The organism is Bacteroides zoogleoformans, assembly GCF_002998435.1.
Lineage (GTDB): Bacteria > Bacteroidota > Bacteroidia > Bacteroidales > Bacteroidaceae > Bacteroides > Bacteroides zoogleoformans.
The window spans coordinates 1,694,067-1,712,012 of record NZ_CP027231.1; the positions used below are offsets into that span (position 1 = coordinate 1,694,067).

At 50.8% G+C, this 17,946-nt stretch carries 14 protein-coding genes and 1 pseudogene; 4 read left to right on the forward strand and 11 right to left on the reverse strand.

Annotated features, from left to right (window positions below; translation table 11 throughout):
- Positions 1–24 precede the first annotated feature (24 nt).
- The 4 genes and pseudogenes from radA to C4H11_RS07120 form a co-directional block, all read right to left on the reverse strand.
- Positions 25–1,392: a DNA repair protein RadA gene (gene radA, locus C4H11_RS07105; protein ID WP_106041035.1), complete on the reverse strand. Its 1,368-nt coding sequence runs from the start codon at positions 1,390–1,392 to the stop codon at positions 25–27.
- A 74-nt stretch (positions 1,393–1,466) separates the two neighbouring features.
- Positions 1,467–1,784: pseudogene (locus C4H11_RS07110) on the reverse strand (DUF234 domain-containing protein); the annotation flags it as partial.
- A 195-nt stretch (positions 1,785–1,979) separates the two neighbouring features.
- Positions 1,980–2,438: a DUF4377 domain-containing protein gene (locus C4H11_RS07115; RefSeq protein ID WP_106041036.1), complete on the reverse strand. Its 459-nt coding sequence runs from the start codon at positions 2,436–2,438 to the stop codon at positions 1,980–1,982.
- A gap of 387 nt (positions 2,439–2,825) precedes the next feature.
- Entirely contained in the window at positions 2,826–3,863 is a 1,038-nt protein-coding gene (locus tag C4H11_RS07120; protein ID WP_106041037.1) for an asparaginase, read from the reverse strand.
- A gap of 571 nt (positions 3,864–4,434) precedes the next feature.
- On the opposite strand from C4H11_RS07120, the gene thrA reads away from it, so the two are divergent.
- The 4 genes from thrA to recO all read left to right on the forward strand — a co-directional run bounded on the left by thrA (position 4,435) and on the right by recO (position 10,282).
- Complete coding sequence (thrA, locus tag C4H11_RS07130; protein ID WP_106041039.1) at positions 4,435–6,867, forward strand: bifunctional aspartate kinase/homoserine dehydrogenase I; 2,433 nt, start codon at positions 4,435–4,437, stop codon at positions 6,865–6,867.
- An 18-nt stretch (positions 6,868–6,885) separates the two neighbouring features.
- Positions 6,886–8,136: a cofactor-independent phosphoglycerate mutase gene (locus C4H11_RS07135; RefSeq protein ID WP_106041040.1), complete on the forward strand. Its 1,251-nt coding sequence runs from the start codon at positions 6,886–6,888 to the stop codon at positions 8,134–8,136.
- Positions 8,137–8,174: 38 nt separating this feature from the next.
- Entirely contained in the window at positions 8,175–9,479 is a 1,305-nt protein-coding gene (gene thrC / locus C4H11_RS07140; protein ID WP_106041041.1) for a threonine synthase, read from the forward strand.
- 74 nt (positions 9,480–9,553) lie between these two features.
- Positions 9,554–10,282: a DNA repair protein RecO gene (gene recO, locus C4H11_RS07145; RefSeq protein WP_106041042.1), complete on the forward strand. Its 729-nt coding sequence runs from the start codon at positions 9,554–9,556 to the stop codon at positions 10,280–10,282.
- Between the two features lie 11 nt (positions 10,283–10,293).
- Here the strand turns inward: recO and C4H11_RS07150 are convergent, their stop codons facing one another.
- The 7 genes from C4H11_RS07150 to murG all read right to left on the reverse strand — a co-directional run bounded on the left by C4H11_RS07150 (position 10,294) and on the right by murG (position 17,876).
- On the reverse strand, positions 10,294–10,788 hold the full coding sequence (locus C4H11_RS07150; protein WP_106041043.1) for a DUF3836 domain-containing protein: 495 nt from the start codon (positions 10,786–10,788) through the stop codon (positions 10,294–10,296).
- A gap of 317 nt (positions 10,789–11,105) precedes the next feature.
- The gene (locus C4H11_RS07155; protein ID WP_106041044.1) at positions 11,106–11,555 is read right to left on the reverse strand and encodes a GatB/YqeY domain-containing protein; all 450 of its coding nucleotides are present in this window, start codon (positions 11,553–11,555) and stop codon (positions 11,106–11,108) included.
- A gap of 86 nt (positions 11,556–11,641) precedes the next feature.
- Positions 11,642–12,964 (reverse strand): cell division protein FtsZ, encoded by a 1,323-nt coding sequence (gene ftsZ / locus C4H11_RS07160; RefSeq protein WP_106041045.1) that lies wholly within the window; start codon positions 12,962–12,964, stop codon positions 11,642–11,644.
- 63 nt (positions 12,965–13,027) lie between these two features.
- Positions 13,028–14,449 carry a cell division protein FtsA gene (gene ftsA / locus C4H11_RS07165; RefSeq protein WP_106041046.1) on the reverse strand — a complete coding sequence of 474 codons (1,422 nt, stop codon included), beginning with the start codon at positions 14,447–14,449 and terminating at the stop codon, positions 13,028–13,030.
- Positions 14,450–14,543: 94 nt separating this feature from the next.
- Positions 14,544–15,281, reverse strand: a complete 738-nt coding sequence (locus C4H11_RS07170) for a cell division protein FtsQ/DivIB (RefSeq protein WP_106041047.1) — start codon at positions 15,279–15,281, stop codon at positions 14,544–14,546.
- A 22-nt stretch (positions 15,282–15,303) separates the two neighbouring features.
- Positions 15,304–16,689, reverse strand: coding sequence for a UDP-N-acetylmuramate--L-alanine ligase (gene murC, locus C4H11_RS07175; protein WP_106041048.1), 1,386 nt, complete (start codon positions 16,687–16,689; stop codon positions 15,304–15,306).
- Positions 16,686–17,876, reverse strand: coding sequence for an undecaprenyldiphospho-muramoylpentapeptide beta-N-acetylglucosaminyltransferase (gene murG / locus C4H11_RS07180; RefSeq protein ID WP_106041049.1), 1,191 nt, complete (start codon positions 17,874–17,876; stop codon positions 16,686–16,688). Before murG ends, murC begins: the two co-directional genes overlap by 4 nt.
- Between the last annotated feature and the right edge of the window lie 70 nt (positions 17,877–17,946).

The window sequence follows — 17,946 nt, forward strand, 5'->3', positions numbered from 1 at the left end:
AATGTATATATGGGGAAAGATGTTTCAGCCGAACAGCGTGCGGAAAGCCTCTTCCACTTTCCGCACCGGTATCAGCTCTATTCTTATCTTCCGGGTGTTGATGCCCTGCATGTTGTATTTGGGCAGAATGAATTGCTTGAAGCCCAGCTTCTCCGCCTCGCCGATACGCTGCTCGATGCGGTTCACCGGACGGATTTCGCCCGACAGCCCGATTTCGCCCGCCATGCAGACGCCTTGTTCGATGGCGGCGTCCATGTTGCTGGAGAGGATGGCGCTGATGACGGCGAGGTCGATGGCGGGGTCGTTCACCTTCAGTCCGCCTGCAATGTTCAGGAAGACGTCTTTCTGTGCCAGCTTGAATCCCACGCGCTTCTCGAGCACGGCCAGCAGCATGTTCATGCGGCGGATGTCGAATCCCGTGGCCGAGCGTTGCGGATTGCCATACACAGCACTGCTGACCAACGCCTGCGTCTCGATGAGGAAGGGCCTGACACCCTCTATGGCCGAAGCGATGGCCACGCCGCTCATTCCCTCGTGGTCTTGGGTCAGCAGCAGCTCGGACGGGTTGCTCACCTGCCGCAGGCCGTCCTGCCGCATCTCGTAGATGCCCAGTTCCGCCGTGCTGCCGAAGCGGTTCTTGATGCTTCGCAGAATGCGGTACATATAGTGTTGGTCGCCCTCGAACTGAAGCACGGTGTCCACGATATGTTCCAGCACCTTGGGGCCGGCTATGCTGCCCTCTTTGTTGATGTGCCCGATGAGGATGACCGCTGTATGCGTTTCTTTGGCAAACCGCAGGATGGAGGCGGAGCACTCCCGCACTTGGGCGATGCTTCCCGGCGATGATTCGAGAGATTCGGTGGAGATGGTCTGTATGGAGTCGATGATGACGAGGTCCGGGCGTGTGTTCTTGATGTGGACGTAAATCTGCTCCAGCGACGTCTCGCACACGATGAGGCAGTCGGCGGAGTTAGCGGTCAGCCGGTCGGCACGGAGTTTCAGCTGCCGGGCACTCTCTTCGCCCGAGACGTAGAGGATGCGCTTGTCCGGAATGCGGAGGATGGTTTGCAGCACGAGCGTGGATTTGCCGATGCCCGGTTCGCCGCCAATCAGCACCAATGAGCCTTGCACCAGGCCGCCGCCCAACACGCGGTTCAGTTCGTCGTCGTGCAGGTCTATGCGCGGCTCTTCATCGGCCGTGATGTCGTCCAGCGTCACGGGCTTTGCCTTGGCGGTCTCTATGCCCGAGAGGGGACGTTTGCTTACCGGCTCTTTGCGTATCACCTCTTCCACATACGTGTTCCACTCTCCGCACGAGGGGCATTTTCCTACCCACTTGGGCGAATCCTGTCCGCAGTGGCTGCATACATATACTCTCTTTTCTTTCGTCATAGTGGAGTATCCCTTCTAAAATGATTGTCCAAAGATAGTGCGAATCGAAGACGTGACAGCATAATTTCGTTCTTTTATTTCATCAACTTGACAACATCTTCCGGTAACATGGCATCCTCTGCATCATCTTTCGGAGCGTTCTTAAGGAATAGCATTGGAACAATGGTGTAGTTCTTAGCAAACGGAAGCAGATTACCCTTACGGAGAAGTTCGGCTATAAGTTGTTTGGCATTCTTTTGAGTTGTCCATTTACATTCGCCGACCAGCAGATACTTTTTATCAAGCGATTCTGCCATTACATCGAACTCTACCTGTTCCGGCTTCTTATCCTCATTGAGAACAGAACCCCACCAGCGTTTTGCTTTGCCATAAACCATCCCATTGACAAGATTTATCTTATTTATTATGCAAGGCAAACATAATGTTTTCGTAGCATAACACAAAGTTTTGAGCCAAGTTTTTGTTCTCATAGGGCACCATTTGCTGACTGCGTAGGAGTGATTGATCTAACGTGATATAAAAGGTATGTGCCCCCCAAAGAGAGCGAGGCATGCGAATTAAGATTTGCCGAATTGCTTTGCAATGGTTTATGGCAGGGCATGCGGAGTGGCGGCAGAAGAAAACGGTTTGTATCCCTCCGGAACGAATGTTGCAGGCAAGCCCGTCGATTCTCTTTTCTCCTTTGCAAGGAGCTCAAGAAGCTTATATTCCGTCCATGCCGGGTCGCCCATGCGATAGTCCAAATAACTTGTTATGCTGATGCGGATTTTGTATTCATAACCGCTTTCGTACTCGAAACCGGAAACATAAGACAGTTGCTCCCATTGCCGGGAGTTTTCTTTCCTGATGGCATATACACCTGTGGTAAAGTCCGTTCCGCATGAGGAGATGACTCCTTGCAGCTTCTTTGAAGCAACGATTACAGTCTGTTCTTCGTAATGGGTCACTTTCCTTTCTTCTTCTTTCTCCTCATTGATGCAGCCTGTCAAGCCGAATATACAGAGAAGAATCAGAAGCGTAGCGGATAATTCCTTGTTCTTTTTCATAGCGGTAGTTGTTTGTCATATAAGTAAAACCGTGATATTTCGAAAATACTGCACGGAGCGGGAGGATAATATCGGAGCAAATACATTCTGTAGCAATATCTTGTTACATTAAAGCGGCCTTTCGCAAGGCATCCAACGGGGTATGTATCTTCAGTCCTATACGTAGGATACATCAGTCTATTCCGAATAAGAAACATAATCAGGTCAGATGTATCTTCAGTCCTATACGTAGGCTACATCAGTCGTATACTGATCCTACCCCTCTCGGAAGGTGTTCTGGCAGGGGTACTCGGCTTTTATCCTTGGCGACGGATATGCTTTGCGGAAATGATAAAGGATGATTACATGGATGATGTGCTTCCTATGGTTTGCGGATTGCGGGGGCTGTCACACCGTAATTTCTCCCGCCAACGGACGTCCCATCAATTCCCGCACTTTGGCAGGCGGGTAATCGTGCCCCAGCAGAAACATCAGTTTGGTCACGGCGGACTCGGTGGTGCTGTCGTAGCCGCACACCACACCTGCCTGCATCAGCTGATAGCCGGTTTCGTACCGTTCCATTTCTACCGTTCCGGCGCTGCACTGGGTGACGTTCACGATGACGATGCCTTGTTCGCTGGCATTGCGCAGGCGACGCAGGAACCACTCCTTGCGGGGAGCGTTGCCCGAACCGTAGGTCTCGAGGACAACGGCTCGCAGTCCCTCCGTGGCAAGCACGGAGGCAATCACGTTCTCCTGAATGCCGGGGAAAAGTTTCAGCACGGCCACGTTGGTGTCGAGCAGATAGTGGGGTTTGAGTTCATGATGGCGACCGTTCGTGCGAATCTGTACATTATTATATTTAATATGTATGCCCACCGAGGCAAGTACCGGATAGTTGAACGAGCGGAAAGCGTTGAAGTTCTCGGCATTCATCTTGGTGGTACGGTTGCCGCGCATCAGGTGGTTTTCGAAGAAGATGGACACTTCGGGCACGATGGGCTGTCCGTCAGGATGACAGGCAGTGGCTATTTCGATACTGGTCAGCAGGTTCTCCTTGCCGTCGGTTCGCAACACGCCGATGGGCAACTGAGAGCCGGTCAGGATGACGGGTTTGTTCAGCCCTTCGAGCATGAAGCTGAGAGCGGATGCGGTGTAGGCCATGGTGTCTGTGCCGTGCAGGATGACGAAGCCGCTATACCGGTCGTAGTTGTCGCTGATGACGCGTACCAACTTGCGCCAGGCATCAGGATCCATGTCCGAAGAATCCATGGGCGGGTCGAATTGATAGGTGCCGATGCGAAACATGAATCGTTGGAGTTCGGGAATATGTTTCTGCAATTGCTCGAAGTTGAAGTTCTCCAAGGCACCGGTTTCCACATTTTCTATCATTCCGATGGTTCCGCCGGTATATATTAGTAAAACGGAAGTGTTATCAGGAGTCATATGCGCCTTTTCTTTTTTTCAGTGCAAATATAATGAAACATATTGAAATTGATAACAATATGACATGAAAGAATGGCTTGTTCCCCAAGATGTTTCGTGCCGGAAGTGTGAATATGACAGAAGACCGGAATGCTATTATCTTGTCGTCTCCGAATGCCAATGAACTTTTATCATAAAAAAGTCGTGAAAAGTGATAGATTGAACGTTTTTATTCTTACTTTTGCGACACTTATCAGAGACGATAGAAACGAGAGGTAATGAATAAGTACTATCAACATACAGTCACATCCATGTGCACCATGACCCTTAGGGGTTAGGGATAGTATTTAGTGTTTCTACGTGTTACACCATTTTTCAAGCAGTTTTTTATTTATAAAGTTTTCATTCAGGCCTTGCCGGACGGGAGTATCCTGCAGCCTAAGCGTATGCAAGGGGCGAGAACCGATGGGCAGCAGTCACGCATGATGAATAAGAGAGAATGCTCACAGGCTGTACTCCGGCACAATCCATACCGGGAAGCAGACGGAAGCTTAAATTGGAATAATCAGAATAACCAGAAAACAACAATACAATGAAAGTAATGAAATTCGGCGGAACATCGGTCGGCTCCGCAAGCAGCGTTTTAAGTGTCAAGAGAATCGTAGAGACGGTGGATGAACCCGTCATTGTGGTGGTATCCGCCTTGGGAGGCATCACGGATAAACTGATAAATACCTCGAAGATGGCGGCAGCCGGTGACGCTTCCTACGAAAATGAGTTTCGCGAGATTGTACGCCGCCATGTGGAGATGGTCAACGAAGTGATTCCGGAGGGAGAGGTACGGGTGGACTTGCAGCGACAGATAGGCGGGCTGCTCAATGAGCTGAAGGATATTTTCCAAGGCATCTACCTCATCAAAGACCTCTCGCAGAAGACGTCCGACACGATTGTGAGCTACGGCGAGCGGCTGTCGTCCATCATCGTCGCCCGGCTGACGGGGGCGGAATGGTACGACTCACGGCGGTTCATCAAGACGGAGAAGAAGCACTCCAAGCATGTGCTGGATACCGACCTGACGAACGAGCTGGTGCGCGAGACATTCCGCACCCTGCCCCGCCGCGCATTGGTGCCCGGTTTTATCTCCACGGACAAGGCCACGGGCGAGGTGACCAACCTGGGAAGGGGCGGCTCGGACTATACGGCCGCCATCATCGCCGCCGCACTGGATGCCGACTGCCTGGAGATATGGACGGATGTGGACGGGTTCATGACGGCCGACCCGCGCGTCATTTCCGGTGCATATACCATCAAGGAGCTGAGTTATGTAGAGGCTACGGAACTTTGCAACTTCGGCGCAAAGGTGGTTTATCCGCCTACCATCTATCCGGTTTGCCATAAGAACATACCTATCCTGGTGAAGAATACGTTTAACCCCGAAGGTGGGGGAACCGTTATCCGACAAGAAATATCCAATCTGCAAGGCAAGGCCATCAAAGGCATCTCGTCCATCAACGACACGAGCCTGATTACGGTGCAAGGTCTCGGTATGGTGGGCGTCATCGGTGTCAATTACCGCATCTTCAAGGCGTTGGCCAAGAACGGCATCAGTGTGTTTCTGGTGTCGCAGGCTTCTTCGGAGAACTCCACTTCCATCGGTGTGCGCAATGCCGACGCCGGTTTGGCCTGCGAGGTGCTGAACGAAGAGTTCGCCAAAGAGATAGAGATGGGGGAGATTTCGCCCATTCAGGCGGAGAAGAACCTCGCCACGGTGGCCATCGTAGGCGAGAACATGAAGCATACGCCGGGCATCGCCGGCAAGCTGTTCGGCACGCTGGGACGCAACGGCATCAACGTGATAGCCTGCGCGCAGGGTGCCTCGGAGACAAACATCTCGTTTGTGGTGGACAGCAAGCTGCTGCGCAAATCGCTGAACGTCATCCACGACTCCTTCTTCTTGTCCGAGTATCAGGTGCTGAACCTCTTCATCTGCGGCATTGGCACGGTGGGCGGCCATCTGATAGAACAGATTCACAGCCAGCACAGTAAATTGATGCACGAGAACGGTCTGCAACTCAATGTGGTGGGCATTGCCGACGCCAAGAGGGCCATGTTCAGTCGCGAGGGCTTCGACTTGGGACGCTTCCGTGAAGAACTCCGCGAGAAGGGGAAAGAAAGCTCGTTGGAAACGTTACGCAATGAAATCATCGGCATGAACATCTTCAACTCCGTATTCGTGGACTGTACGGCAAGCGCTGACGTGGCTTCGCTTTATAAGGAACTGCTGCAACACAATGTGTCGGTGGTGGCGGCCAACAAGATTGCGGCTTCTTCGGAGTACGACAACTACCGTGAACTGAAACAGATTGCCCGCCAGCGCGGGGTGAAGTACCTGTTCGAGACGAATGTGGGGGCGGGACTTCCCATCATCAATACCATCAACGACCTTATCCACAGCGGCGACAAGATACTGAAGATTGAAGCGGTACTAAGCGGTACGTTGAACTATATCTTCAATAAAATCAGTGCTGATGTTCCTTTCAGCAAGACCATCCGGATGGCGCAGGAGGAACGCTATTCCGAGCCCGACCCGCGCATAGATCTGAGTGGTAAAGACGTGATCCGCAAACTGGTGATTCTGGCACGTGAGGCCGGATACCGACTGGAACAGAGCGATGTGGAGAAGCATCTCTTTGTGCCCGATGACTTCTTCGAAGGCTCTCTGGACGATTTCTGGAAGAAGGTGCCGAGCCTTGATGCCGACTTCGAAGCCCGCCGCCGGGTGTTGGAGGCAGAGAACAAGCATTGGCGTTTCGTGGCCAAGCTGGAAGACGGCAAAGCCTCGGTAGGCCTGCAGGAGGTGGCGGCCAACCATCCGTTCTACGGCTTGGAGGGAAGCAACAACATCATCTTGCTCACCACGGAGCGCTACAAAGAATATCCGATGATGATACAAGGCTACGGTGCCGGTGCAGGCGTCACGGCTGCCGGTGTGTTTGCCGATATCATGAGCATTGCGAACGTTTAATCGATAAGAGGACGAACGATGAAACACATGATTATATTGGGCGATGGCATGGCCGACTGGCCGATAAAGGCTTTGGGCAACCGGACGTTGTTGCAGGCCGCCGAAACGCCCTATATGGATAAGCTGGCGCGCATGGGGCGTGTAGGACGGTTAGCGACCGTTGCCGAAGGTTTCCATCCGGGCAGTGAAGTGGCCAACATGTCTGTGCTGGGGTATAACCTGCCGAAGGTGTACGAAGGTCGCGGTCCGCTCGAAGCGGCAAGTATCGGTATAGATTTGCAGCCCGGCGAGATGGCGATGCGCTGCAACCTTGTCTGCATAGCGGGAGACCTTATAAAGAACCATTCGGCCGGACACATCTCTACCGAAGAGGCGGATGTGCTGGTGAAATACCTGCAGGAACAGTTGGGCGATGACCGTGTGCGTTTCTATACGGGCGTGCAATACCGCCATCTGTTAGTGATAAAAGGAGGAGACAAACGCATTGACTGCACGCCGCCGCACGATGTTCCCTTAAAGCCTTTCCGCCCGCTGATGGTGAAACCGATGGAGGGTGCGGAGCCTATCGCGGTTCCCCAAGGCGAGGCAGAACTGACTCCCCGGCAGACAGCCGACCTGATAAACGATCTGATTCTGCGTTCGCAAGAGTTGCTCAGGCGGCATCCCGTGAACAAGAAACGCATGACCGAGGGCAAGGACCCGGCAAACAGTATATGGCCGTGGAGCCCCGGCTATCGTCCGAAGATGGAACGCCTTTCCGATAAATTTCCGCAAGTGAGGCGAGGGGCCGTGATTTCTGCCGTCGATTTGATTAACGGCATCGGCTACTATGCCGGACTGCGCAGAATCTCCGTGGAAGGGGCCACCGGACTCTACGATACCAACTATGAGAATAAGGTAGCCGCCGCTCTCGATGCTTTGAAAACGGACGACTTTGTCTATCTGCACATCGAGGCCAGCGATGAGGCCGGTCACGAAGGGGATGTTGAGTTGAAGCGGTTGACCATCGAGAATCTGGATCGCCGTGTTGTAGGCCCTATCTATGAGGCGGTGAAGGATTGGAGGGAGTCTGTTGCCATCTCCGTATTGCCCGACCATCCCACTCCCTGCGAACTCCGTACGCATACGGCCGAACCTGTTCCTTTCCTGATCTGGTATCCGGGCATCGAGCCGGATGACGTGCAGACTTTCGACGAGGTGGCTGCCTGCAACGGCAGTTACGGACTGATGAAAGAAGACGAGTTCATCAATGAGTTTTTCCGTGAGTGAGAGGGTATAATCTTTGTTTCCAATGTCATTAATCAATCATGAGATATTACAGTACCAATAAACAGGCCTCCGAAACAAGTCTTGAAGAAGCCGTAGTGCGTGGACTTGCCGCCGATAAGGGGCTCTTCATGCCTTCTACCATCCAAGCATTGCCGCAAGAATTTTACGACAACATTGATACCCTTAGCTTTCAAGAAATAGCCTGTCGTGTGGCGGATGCGTTTTTCGGCGAAGACGTTCCTGCCGATACACTGAAGCAGATCGTCTATGACACGTTGAACTTCGACGTCCCTCTGGTGCAGGTGACGGACGGTATTTACTCCCTCGAGCTGTTTCATGGCCCGACGCTCGCCTTCAAGGATGTAGGCGGTCGGTTTATGGCTCGGCTGCTGGGCTATTTCATCCGGAAAGAGGGGCGGAAGCAAGTGAATGTATTGGTTGCCACTTCAGGCGATACGGGCAGTGCTGTGGCCAACGGCTTCCTCGGTGTGGAGGGCATCCGGGTGTATGTGCTCTATCCCAAGGGCAAAGTCAGCGACATTCAGGAAAAGCAGTTCACCACCTTGGGACGGAATATCACCGCCCTCGAAGTAGACGGAACGTTCGACGACTGCCAGGCATTGGTGAAATCGGCCTTTATGGATAAGGAACTCAACGAGCGGTTGCTGCTCACCAGCGCCAACTCCATCAACGTGGCGCGTTTCTTGCCACAAGCTTTCTATTATTTCCATGCCTATGCGCAGCTGAAACGTGCAGGCCGGGCGGACAACATCGTCATCTGTGTGCCCAGCGGAAATTTCGGAAACATCACCGCCGGACTTTTCGGCAAGCGCATGGGGTTGCCCGTGAAGCGTTTCATTGCCTCCAACAATCGCAATGACATCTTCTATCAATACCTGCAAACGGGTGTTTATAGTCCGCGCCCAAGCATAGCCACCATAGCCAATGCCATGGATGTGGGCAATCCGAGTAACTTTGCCCGTGTGCTCGACCTTTACGGAGGCAGTCATGCCGCCATCTCTGCCGAAATCAGTGGCGCCGCTTATACCGACGAACAGATTGCCGAAACCATGAAAACGGTTTGGAAAGACTACAATTACCTCCTCGACCCGCACGGCGCATGCGGTTTCCGTGCTTTGTCCGAAGGCCTTCTATCCGGCGAAACCGGCATCTTTCTGGAGACTGCCCATCCGGCGAAGTTCAAGGATACGGTGGAGAAAATCATCGGCGAAACGGTGGCCATACCGGCGAAACTTCAAGCCTTTATGCAGGGCGAGAAGCGGAGCCTGCCTATGTCGAAAGAGTTTGTCGACTTCAAGAAATATTTGTTAACGGTTAGTTAGTGATTAGCATAACGCTCGTGCAGCGCAGCTCACTAACCGTTTGGTCAGATTGAAACCAAGCAAAAGAGGACAGGATGTTACAGAAAACGTTGGGGATTGTGTTACATACCCTGAAATACAAAGACACTTCACTCATAGTTGATGTCTATACAGAGGCTTTTGGCAGGGCTTCTTTATTGGTGCCTGTTCCCCGTTCGCACAAGGCGATGGTGAAATCGGTGCTTTTCCAGCCGTTGGCGTTGGTCGATTTGGAGGTTGAACTTCGTCCTACTTCCACGATATATAAGGTGAGAGAAGCGAAGTCGCATTATCCGTTCTCCACCTTGCCCTATAATCCTTACAAGTCGGCCATAGCCATGTTTTTATCGGAGTTTCTGTATCGTGCAGTTCGCGAAGAGGCCGAGAATCGACCCCTGTTTGCCTATTTACAGCATTCTGTTGTTTGGCTGGATGAATGCCGATCGGGGTTTGCTAATTTTCATCTGGTTTTCCTCATGCGTCTTTCCCGTTTTCTGGGGCTTTATCCCAATTTGGAGGATTATCATCCGGGCGACTATTTCGATTTGCAAAATGCCTGCTTCACGTCTTTACGGCCGCAGGTTCATTCCAATTATATCGTTCCTGAAGAGGCCGCCCGGCTGACACAGTTGATGCGGATGAATTATGAAACGATGCACCTCTTTGCCATGAATCGCGAGGAACGCATTCGTTGCCTGGTTATCATGAACGAGTATTACCGCTTGCATCTTCCTGATTTCCCGATGCTGAGATCACTCGAAGTGTTGAAAGAACTATTCGACTGATTTCGTTTCTCTTATGCCCATCCGTTAGCCGTATGGTCCTTCTTGTCGAAGCTGACCATGGTCCATTCATGGGTTGCTGCGTCTTGCCGGTAGATTTTCTGTGCCACCGGCATGTTTTCATCGTTCAGTTCGTAGCGGCTTCTTTGCACATCTTTGTCGTAGGCGCGGTGTTTCTCATTCCAACGAGCATAATCCACGATGATTTCTTCGGTGCCGTAAGTGTAGGTCATCTTATAATAGGGCATCCATTGCTCATTTACGCTGTCCCATTTGCTGGCTTGCTTGCCGGTGAGACGATTCTGCTCATCGTACGTAAATTCATAGCGGAACTGTTTGCTGAGGTAGCTTCCCTCTTGCTTGAAGATGGTTTTGGCCATCACCAGATCGTTCTTTACTTCTTCGTTGGTGATGAAATTGCCTTCTTGCGCTTTCACTTCCATATTCATGGCAGTTGTCATAATCATTGCTGCGAATGCCATTGCTTTGAATAAAACTGTTGTTTCCATACTCTTCTATTTTTTAGGATTATTACTTTCCTTGTTTTACTTTTAGACGTAGCGGTCGATTAGAAGGTTGCATGTTGCTTTTTCTTTTTCTCCGATGTCTTTGCAAGAGTATGGTCAATATACATGCCAAAGAAGTAATGCTCTGTAAATCAGTAGTGCGCTCTTCTTTGTCGTGTCCGCTATCGGACAACTGTTTGCTCAATAGCGGACATTCTTATGCTTCAAAAGCAGTTTCCTTTTTGAATGTTTACGGAAGTTGTTGCTTATACCGAGCAGATATGGAAGAGATGGGTTTCGGAAAGCTGTCGCTCTCTTTTTTATCCCAAGAGTTCCTTCACTTTGGCAGAGATGGCACGACCTTCGGCAAGTCCGGCCAGTTTCTTGCCGGCCACGCCCATCACCTTGCCCATGTCTTTACCTCCGGTGGCGCCTACTTCACTGATGATTTCTTTCAAGGCAGCTTCCAGCTCTTCGGGAGACATCTGTTTGGGCAGATAGGCTTCCATCACTTTCACTTGAGCCAGTTCGGCATCTGCCAAATCCTGACGTCCCTGCTGCACATAGATTTCGGCGGCATCCTTACCCTGCTTGGTCAGTTTTTGGATAATCTTCAAAGCATCCGCGTCTCCCAAGGTATCATTGGCACCGGGGGCTGTTTTTGCTTCGAGGAATACTTTCTTTACATTTCTCAAAGTGTCGAGGGCTACTTTATCTTTAGCCTTCATTGCGGTTTTTATGTCTTCGCTGACTTTTTCAAATAAATCCATCTTGTTATTTGCTATTTGACTGTTTATTATTAATGGTTTGTGTGTCCTGTACGCATGTATCGCGCCGACACACAATTGCGGATTATCTATTTAAACCGGATAATTCCCCCTTCGTTGGTTTCAGCCTCGCGGGCAGCTTCGGCGGCAAGTACTTCTTTGGTGCTGCTCTCGGCTTTCTGCTTGATGCTGTTCAGCGTGCTTTTATCGCGCAGGTAGGTTGGAGAACTCTCTACCATACTGATGATCTCGGCACTATCCAAGTCTTCGGGATTGAAGAGGTAAATATGGCGACGGCGGTTACGCTGCGAGCGGGCGTTGGCATCCTTGCCGTAGTACACTTCCCGGCGGTTGCGCTTCTGTTCTTCCTCTTCCTCCAGTTCGGCAAGACGCTGCTGCTCTTCGGTAGTACGCTGGTTGATACGCTCGTCCATCTCCTTCATGTGGATGTCCTGAATGCCGAATCCGGTGGCAAGCAGGGTAATCTTTACGCTCTGTTCCAGCTTGTCGTCTTCCATCATGCCGAACTTCGTTTCGAAATCGCGATTGAAGCGATTCATGAACTCCTTTATTTCGTCCATTTCACTCATCATCAGTTCGTGCTCACTGCTGTACGAGATGTTGAGCAGCACCTTCTTTGAGTTGAAGATGTCGTTATTGTTCAGCAACGGAGAGTGCTGGGCGTTGCGGATGGCCATGCTTACGCGGCTGTCGCCTTCGCCGTAGCCGGTACTCATGATGGCTACGCCGCCATCTTTCATTACCGTGCGCACATCGTTGAAGTCGAGGTTGATGATACCTCTCATGGTGATAATTTCGGCAATGCTCTTGGCGGCCACCAACAGGGTGTCGTTGGCTTTGGCAAAGGCTGTCTTCACGGAAAGGTCGGGATATATCTCGCCTAATTTCTCGTTGTTGATGACGAGCAGTGCATCCACGTGTTTGCTGACTTCCTCTACACCGTCCAGTGCCTGGTCTATCTTCTTATCGCCTTCCCAACGGAACGGAATGGTGACAATGCCCACCGTCAGTATGTCCATGTCCTTGGCTATCTTGGCTATGGTCGGTGCGGCTCCGGTTCCGGTTCCTCCACCCATTCCGGCAGTGATGAATACCATCTTGGTGCCATCGTTCAGCATATTCTGCACGTCGCTGATGCTCTCTTCGGTAGCTTCTTTGGCTTTGATGGGAAGGTTGCCGGCTCCCAAGCCTTCGTGCCCCAATTGCAGTTTCACCGGTACGGGTGACTCTTCAAGAGCTTTGCGGTCGGTGTTGCACACCACGAAAGCCACATCATGTATGCCTTCCCGATACATGTGGTTCACGGCATTGCCGCCACCGCCACCCACACCGATTACTTTGATGATTTTCGGGGAATCGGTGGGGAAATCGAATTGTACTATATTATCCATATCTTTTATAAATTGATAATTGACAATTGATGACTGACAATTGGCAATTTGATGATTACTTTTTTAGTTCATGTCGTCGTCCGAGAAGATTTTATTGGAAAGTCTGTCAAAGGTCTTCTCAATCCAACCGGGTTCTTTCTTCTTCTCTGCTTTCTCACGCAGTTCTTTTTCTTTGCGTTCACGCTCCTTGCGTTCTTTCTCTTCTTTTTCGCGCTGTGTTTTGGCAGCACGTGCGGCAGCTTCCTGTTCTTTCAATGTTTCGTCATTATCGAACATGTCAATCTGTTGGGAAAAAGCGCTTCCGGGATCGGTGGTCTGTGCAGGCTTTACTTCCTGCAAGCAGCAGTTTTCGTTTCCGGCAGCCAGCAAGCCGAGCAGTGTATTCTGCATGCCGTTTTTCTTTAGTTCTTCGCTACGACCGTGCACGGTATTGTTTATGAACAGAGCAGTTTTCACTTTTTCCATCTTGCTTATCCTGCGGAAAGCTTTCTCCAGATTCTTCAGATTGGCTCCTCCACCGGTGAATACAACACCGGAGAAAAGTTTGTCCTCATAACCCGAAAACCTCAGTTGATTCCATACGTTGGCAAGTATCTCTTCGGCACGTGCTCCGATGATGTTGTTCAGCAAGCTTAGCTCGAAAGTACGTCCGTCTTCAAGTCTGCATACGGCGGGAACTCCGCTTTCCTCTTCCTCGTAGAGTGCATTTCCGTATTGCAGTTTCAGTTTCTCGGCATCCTCCTCTTCCATTTGCAGGGAGGTAATGTCTTGAGTAATGTTGTTCCCCCCCAGTGGCAGTACGCTGAGGTAGCGTAGAATGTTGTTCTTGTAGACGGAAATGGTAGTGGTGTCGGCGCCGAAATCCACCAATGCGCATCCCGAACGCATTTCGCTTTCGGTCAGCACCACTTTGGCCAATGCTATGGGGGCCACAAGTAAGTCGTCGGCTATTTCTATCTTAGCTTGCTCGAAGCTGTGCTCCAGATTCTTCTTAAGCGATGTGCGTGACACGACATTAAGGAACTGGCCCGTGATGTACCGTCCTGTAACGCCCACCGGCTCTGCTTGTAGTGTATTGTCTATCTTATACTCTTGAGGAGCGACATCCAGCACGTTCATCTCTATCAGAGGTGCGTCGTGATTTTCATCGCAAATCTCGTCCACTAATTCTTGCGAGATGATGCTTTCTTCCTCCAGCGTGCGGCTCACCTTATTCTTGACCGTGCGCAAAGATTGTCCGCCGATGCCTGTATATACCTTGGCTATGGAGTTGTTCAGTTGTCCTTCCAGCTTATTGATGATGGAAGTCAGTGCCTGAGCTGCCTTGTCGATGTTGTAGATGGCTCCCTTGTGAATAAACGAGGAGGCATCTTCGCATGCGTAAGCCAGCACTTGATGACTTCCGTCACTGTTCTTCTTTCCTGCAATGCCCGAAATCTTGGAAGAACTCAACTCAATGGCGGCGATAAAATCTGTTGTTGCCATATTATTTACTATTATACTATTTACAATTTATTATTTGCTGCACTATATCATCCGATAATAGAATTGTGATTGAAGATAATCGGATGGAAATCCTTTATTCCCTTTTCGTACAAATAATCTGGTTATCAAATTCTACGTTGATGCGGGAGTATTTGTTCCAACCCACTTGATTCAATCCTTTCTCATAAAATGCTTTGACGCGTTTCAGCTTCTTCTCGAAATCGGTCAATTTGCCCAAAAGGATAAGATGGTCGCCTACGCGTGGCACTAATTCGATATTCTTGCCGCGCAACACATTGATTTGCTCTATTTGCGCATTCCAGAACGAATTGTTTTGCAAAAATACACCAAACTTATATAATTCTCCCATTGCAAATGACTTTTCTACATTCCCGGTCACTACGGCAAGGTGTGCAACGCACTTCACATCAGGGGGCATCACGGTGCCTTCATTGTCTATGTAGTAGTTCTCACCGTTGGCTGCCATAACCCTCAGAATGGGGATGCGCTGGCTTACTTCGATGCAGAGTTTGCCACTTGGTGTCTTATAACATTCCACACGGTTGATGAGGGAATGTTTGGCAAGTTCCTTTTCCAGCGTTTTGGTGCGTATGCGTTCCAATTCCTTTCCTATGGGACTGATGCCTTTCTTTTCCAATAGGGCCACTACTTCCTTTTTCGTAATGAAGCCGGCGTATGCCGTATCCTTTATCACCAATTCCACCTCGCGACATACCTGAGAGGACTGTCGTTTGTTGAAAAAGGCGACTGCCACTACCAGATAGGCAATGACAAGCAGCAGAACGATAGAAAGCAGAATCCTTTTAATCATATCTCTAATTTCATTTTGCGGTTTACTGTTTGTTGCGCCGCTCAAGCAGACGGGCAATCTCCGGTACGTAATTATCCAAATCGCCGGCTCCCAGCACTATCAGCACTTCTATATGTTTCTCCGAAAGCAGTTTCAGCACATCTTCTTTCTTGCAGATGCACCTCTCCATGCCCGGACGCAGATGGTCGTAAATCAATTGGCTGCTTACTCCCGAGATGGGTTGCTCGCGTGCGGGATATATCTCGGTCAGGATCACTTCGTCGGCCAAAGAAAGGCTGTCGGCAAACTCTCTATAGAAGTCGCGGGTACGGGTGTAGAGATGAGGCTGAAAGATGACTGTTATCTTTCTGTCTTGATACAACTCCCGGACTGACTTCACGCTTTGCGCTATTTCTGCCGGATGGTGGGCATAGTCGCTGAGGAATACAATCTTCTCGTTCTTCAGCTTGAAGTCGAAGCGGCGGTCCACCCCCCTGAAAGCGGCCATGCCTTGTTTGATTTCCTCATCCGTGGCACCGTTGAGATGGGCAAGTGCCATAGCGGCTATGCCGTTTTCGATGTTGATGCTGACGGGAACGCCCAATCGGATATTGTCGATGCGGGTGTCCGGTGCCACGAAGTCGATATGGATTTCACCGTTCCCGATGCGGATATTCTCGGCATGGAAGTCCCCCTCGTCGCGCGAATAAGTATAAGTCGTTACGCCCGGCCGCACATCGGGTTGCAGTTCAAGCCCTTTATGGATAATCAGTGCACCGCCCGGTCGGATAAGGGTGGTGTAGTGGCGGAAACTCTCGAGATAAGCTTCTTTGGTTCCGTATATATCCAGATGGTCGGGATCGGTGGAGGTGATGACACTCATCCAAGGCGACAGCCAATGAAAAGAGCGGTCGAACTCATCTGCTTCGATAACGGTATAGGGGCTGGTCGGAGAAAGCAACAGGTTGGTGCCATAGTTCTTCGATATTCCTCCGAGGAATGCCGTGCAACCTACATGGGATTGATGAAGCAAATGGGCGGCCATGGTGCTGGTGGTCGTTTTACCGTGTGTGCCTGCCACGCACAGGGCTTTGCTGCTGCGAGTGATGATGCCCAGCACTTCAGAGCGTTTGTGAATCCCGAAACCGTTTTCACGGAAGTACATCAATTCCGCATGCTCTTGCGGGACGGCAGGCGTGTAAACCACCAGAGTGCTTGCCGGGTCTTTACACGCTTCGGGAATGAGGCGTATGTCTTCTTGATAGTGTATCCGTGCACCTTCCGTTATCAGACGCCCGGTCAGTTCGCTGGGGGTGCGGTCATATCCCGCCACCATCTTTCCTTTGGATAAGAAGTAGCGTATCAAGGCACTCATGCCGATGCCGCCGGCACCGACGAAATAGACGGATTTGATAGTTTCTATATTCATTTCTTAATGAGTTTCAGTACTTCTTTGGCAATGATTGTCGCCGAATCGGGCAATGCCAGTCGGGCGATGTTTTCACTCAAGCTTCTCAGTTTTTCCGTATCGGCAACGGTTGCCAAGGCCACGGACAGCAATTTGTCTTTTGCTTCTGCGTCCTTCACGCAGATTGCCGCATCTTTATTCACCAGCGCTAACGCATTCTTGGTTTGATGGTCTTCGGCCACATTGGGCGAAGGAACCAGAATGACAGGCTTGCGCAGAAGGCAGAATTCGGAGATGGAGCCTGCACCGGCACGTGAAATCACAAGGTCGGCGGCCGCATAAGCGTTTGCCATGTCCTTGATGAAGTCCGTCACATACAGGTTGGGGATTGCAGGGATATGCGGCTGACGCACGGGTTCTCCCGTAGCGGCAGTGATTGCCTCTCTGACCTGATCGATATATATCTTTCCCGTCTGCCAGATAAACTGTATGTCGGGATTGGTGCGGATGGTTTCCAGTCCCTCGGCCAATGTCCGGTTGATGGTACGTGCTCCCAAGCTTCCCCCCAGTATGAGGATGGTCTTCTTTGCCGGATTCAGCCCGAAGTTCTCTATGGCTTCTTCGTGTGCGATGGAATGATTGAGCAGGTTTTGACGCACCGGGTTTCCGGTCATGATGATTTTATCTGCCGGAAAGAACTTCTCCATACCCTCATAAGCCACGCAAATCTTGTCGGCTTTCCGGGCAAGCAGCTTGTTGGTGACACCGGCGTATGAGTTCTGTTCCTGTATCAGTGTGGGAATGCCCATCATGCCTGCCATTTTCAGTGTGGGGCCGCTGGCGTAGCCGCCTACACCTACGGCGACTTGTGGGCGGAACTCTTTGATGATGTTGTGTGCCTTCCATTGGCTGCGTGCCAGCTTCACCAGTACGGCAAAGTTCTTCCACAAGCGTTTGCGGTCGAATCCGGCAACGGGGAGGCCTATAATCTTGTATCCGGCATCAGGAACCCGTTGCATTTCCATTCTTCCTTCGGCTCCCACGAATAGAATCTCTGCATCGGGGCGTAATTCCTTTATTGCATTGGCTATGGATACGGCAGGAAAAATATGTCCTCCGGTTCCACCACCGCTGATGATGAGCCTGACCTCTTGCTTCTTATTGGCAGAAAGCGGCGGAAGGTTGCTGTTATTGCTGTTTTGATTCATATTAGGTTCCTTTCTTTATATTGTCTTTTCAGTTATCGCTTGTCATCGGATTTATTTAACCTGAATTCGA

Bases quoted from the DNA above. Each gene is read 5' to 3' on its own strand.
- radA (WP_106041035.1), bottom strand. From the start codon at position 1,392: ATGACGAAAGAAAAGAGAGTATATGTATGCAGCCACTGCGGACAGGAT.
- C4H11_RS07115 (WP_106041036.1), bottom strand. From the start codon at position 2,438: ATGAAAAAGAACAAGGAATTATCCGCTACGCTTCTGATTCTTCTCTGT.
- C4H11_RS07120 (WP_106041037.1), bottom strand. From the start codon at position 3,863: ATGACTCCTGATAACACTTCCGTTTTACTAATATATACCGGCGGAACC.
- thrA (WP_106041039.1), top strand. From the start codon at position 4,435: ATGAAAGTAATGAAATTCGGCGGAACATCGGTCGGCTCCGCAAGCAGC.
- C4H11_RS07135 (WP_106041040.1), top strand. From the start codon at position 6,886: ATGAAACACATGATTATATTGGGCGATGGCATGGCCGACTGGCCGATA.
- thrC (WP_106041041.1), top strand. From the start codon at position 8,175: ATGAGATATTACAGTACCAATAAACAGGCCTCCGAAACAAGTCTTGAA.
- recO (WP_106041042.1), top strand. From the start codon at position 9,554: ATGTTACAGAAAACGTTGGGGATTGTGTTACATACCCTGAAATACAAA.
- C4H11_RS07150 (WP_106041043.1), bottom strand. From the start codon at position 10,788: ATGGAAACAACAGTTTTATTCAAAGCAATGGCATTCGCAGCAATGATT.
- C4H11_RS07155 (WP_106041044.1), bottom strand. From the start codon at position 11,555: ATGGATTTATTTGAAAAAGTCAGCGAAGACATAAAAACCGCAATGAAG.
- ftsZ (WP_106041045.1), bottom strand. From the start codon at position 12,964: ATGGATAATATAGTACAATTCGATTTCCCCACCGATTCCCCGAAAATC.
- ftsA (WP_106041046.1), bottom strand. From the start codon at position 14,449: ATGGCAACAACAGATTTTATCGCCGCCATTGAGTTGAGTTCTTCCAAG.
- C4H11_RS07170 (WP_106041047.1), bottom strand. From the start codon at position 15,281: ATGATTAAAAGGATTCTGCTTTCTATCGTTCTGCTGCTTGTCATTGCC.
- murC (WP_106041048.1), bottom strand. From the start codon at position 16,689: ATGAATATAGAAACTATCAAATCCGTCTATTTCGTCGGTGCCGGCGGC.
- murG (WP_106041049.1), bottom strand. From the start codon at position 17,876: ATGAATCAAAACAGCAATAACAGCAACCTTCCGCCGCTTTCTGCCAAT.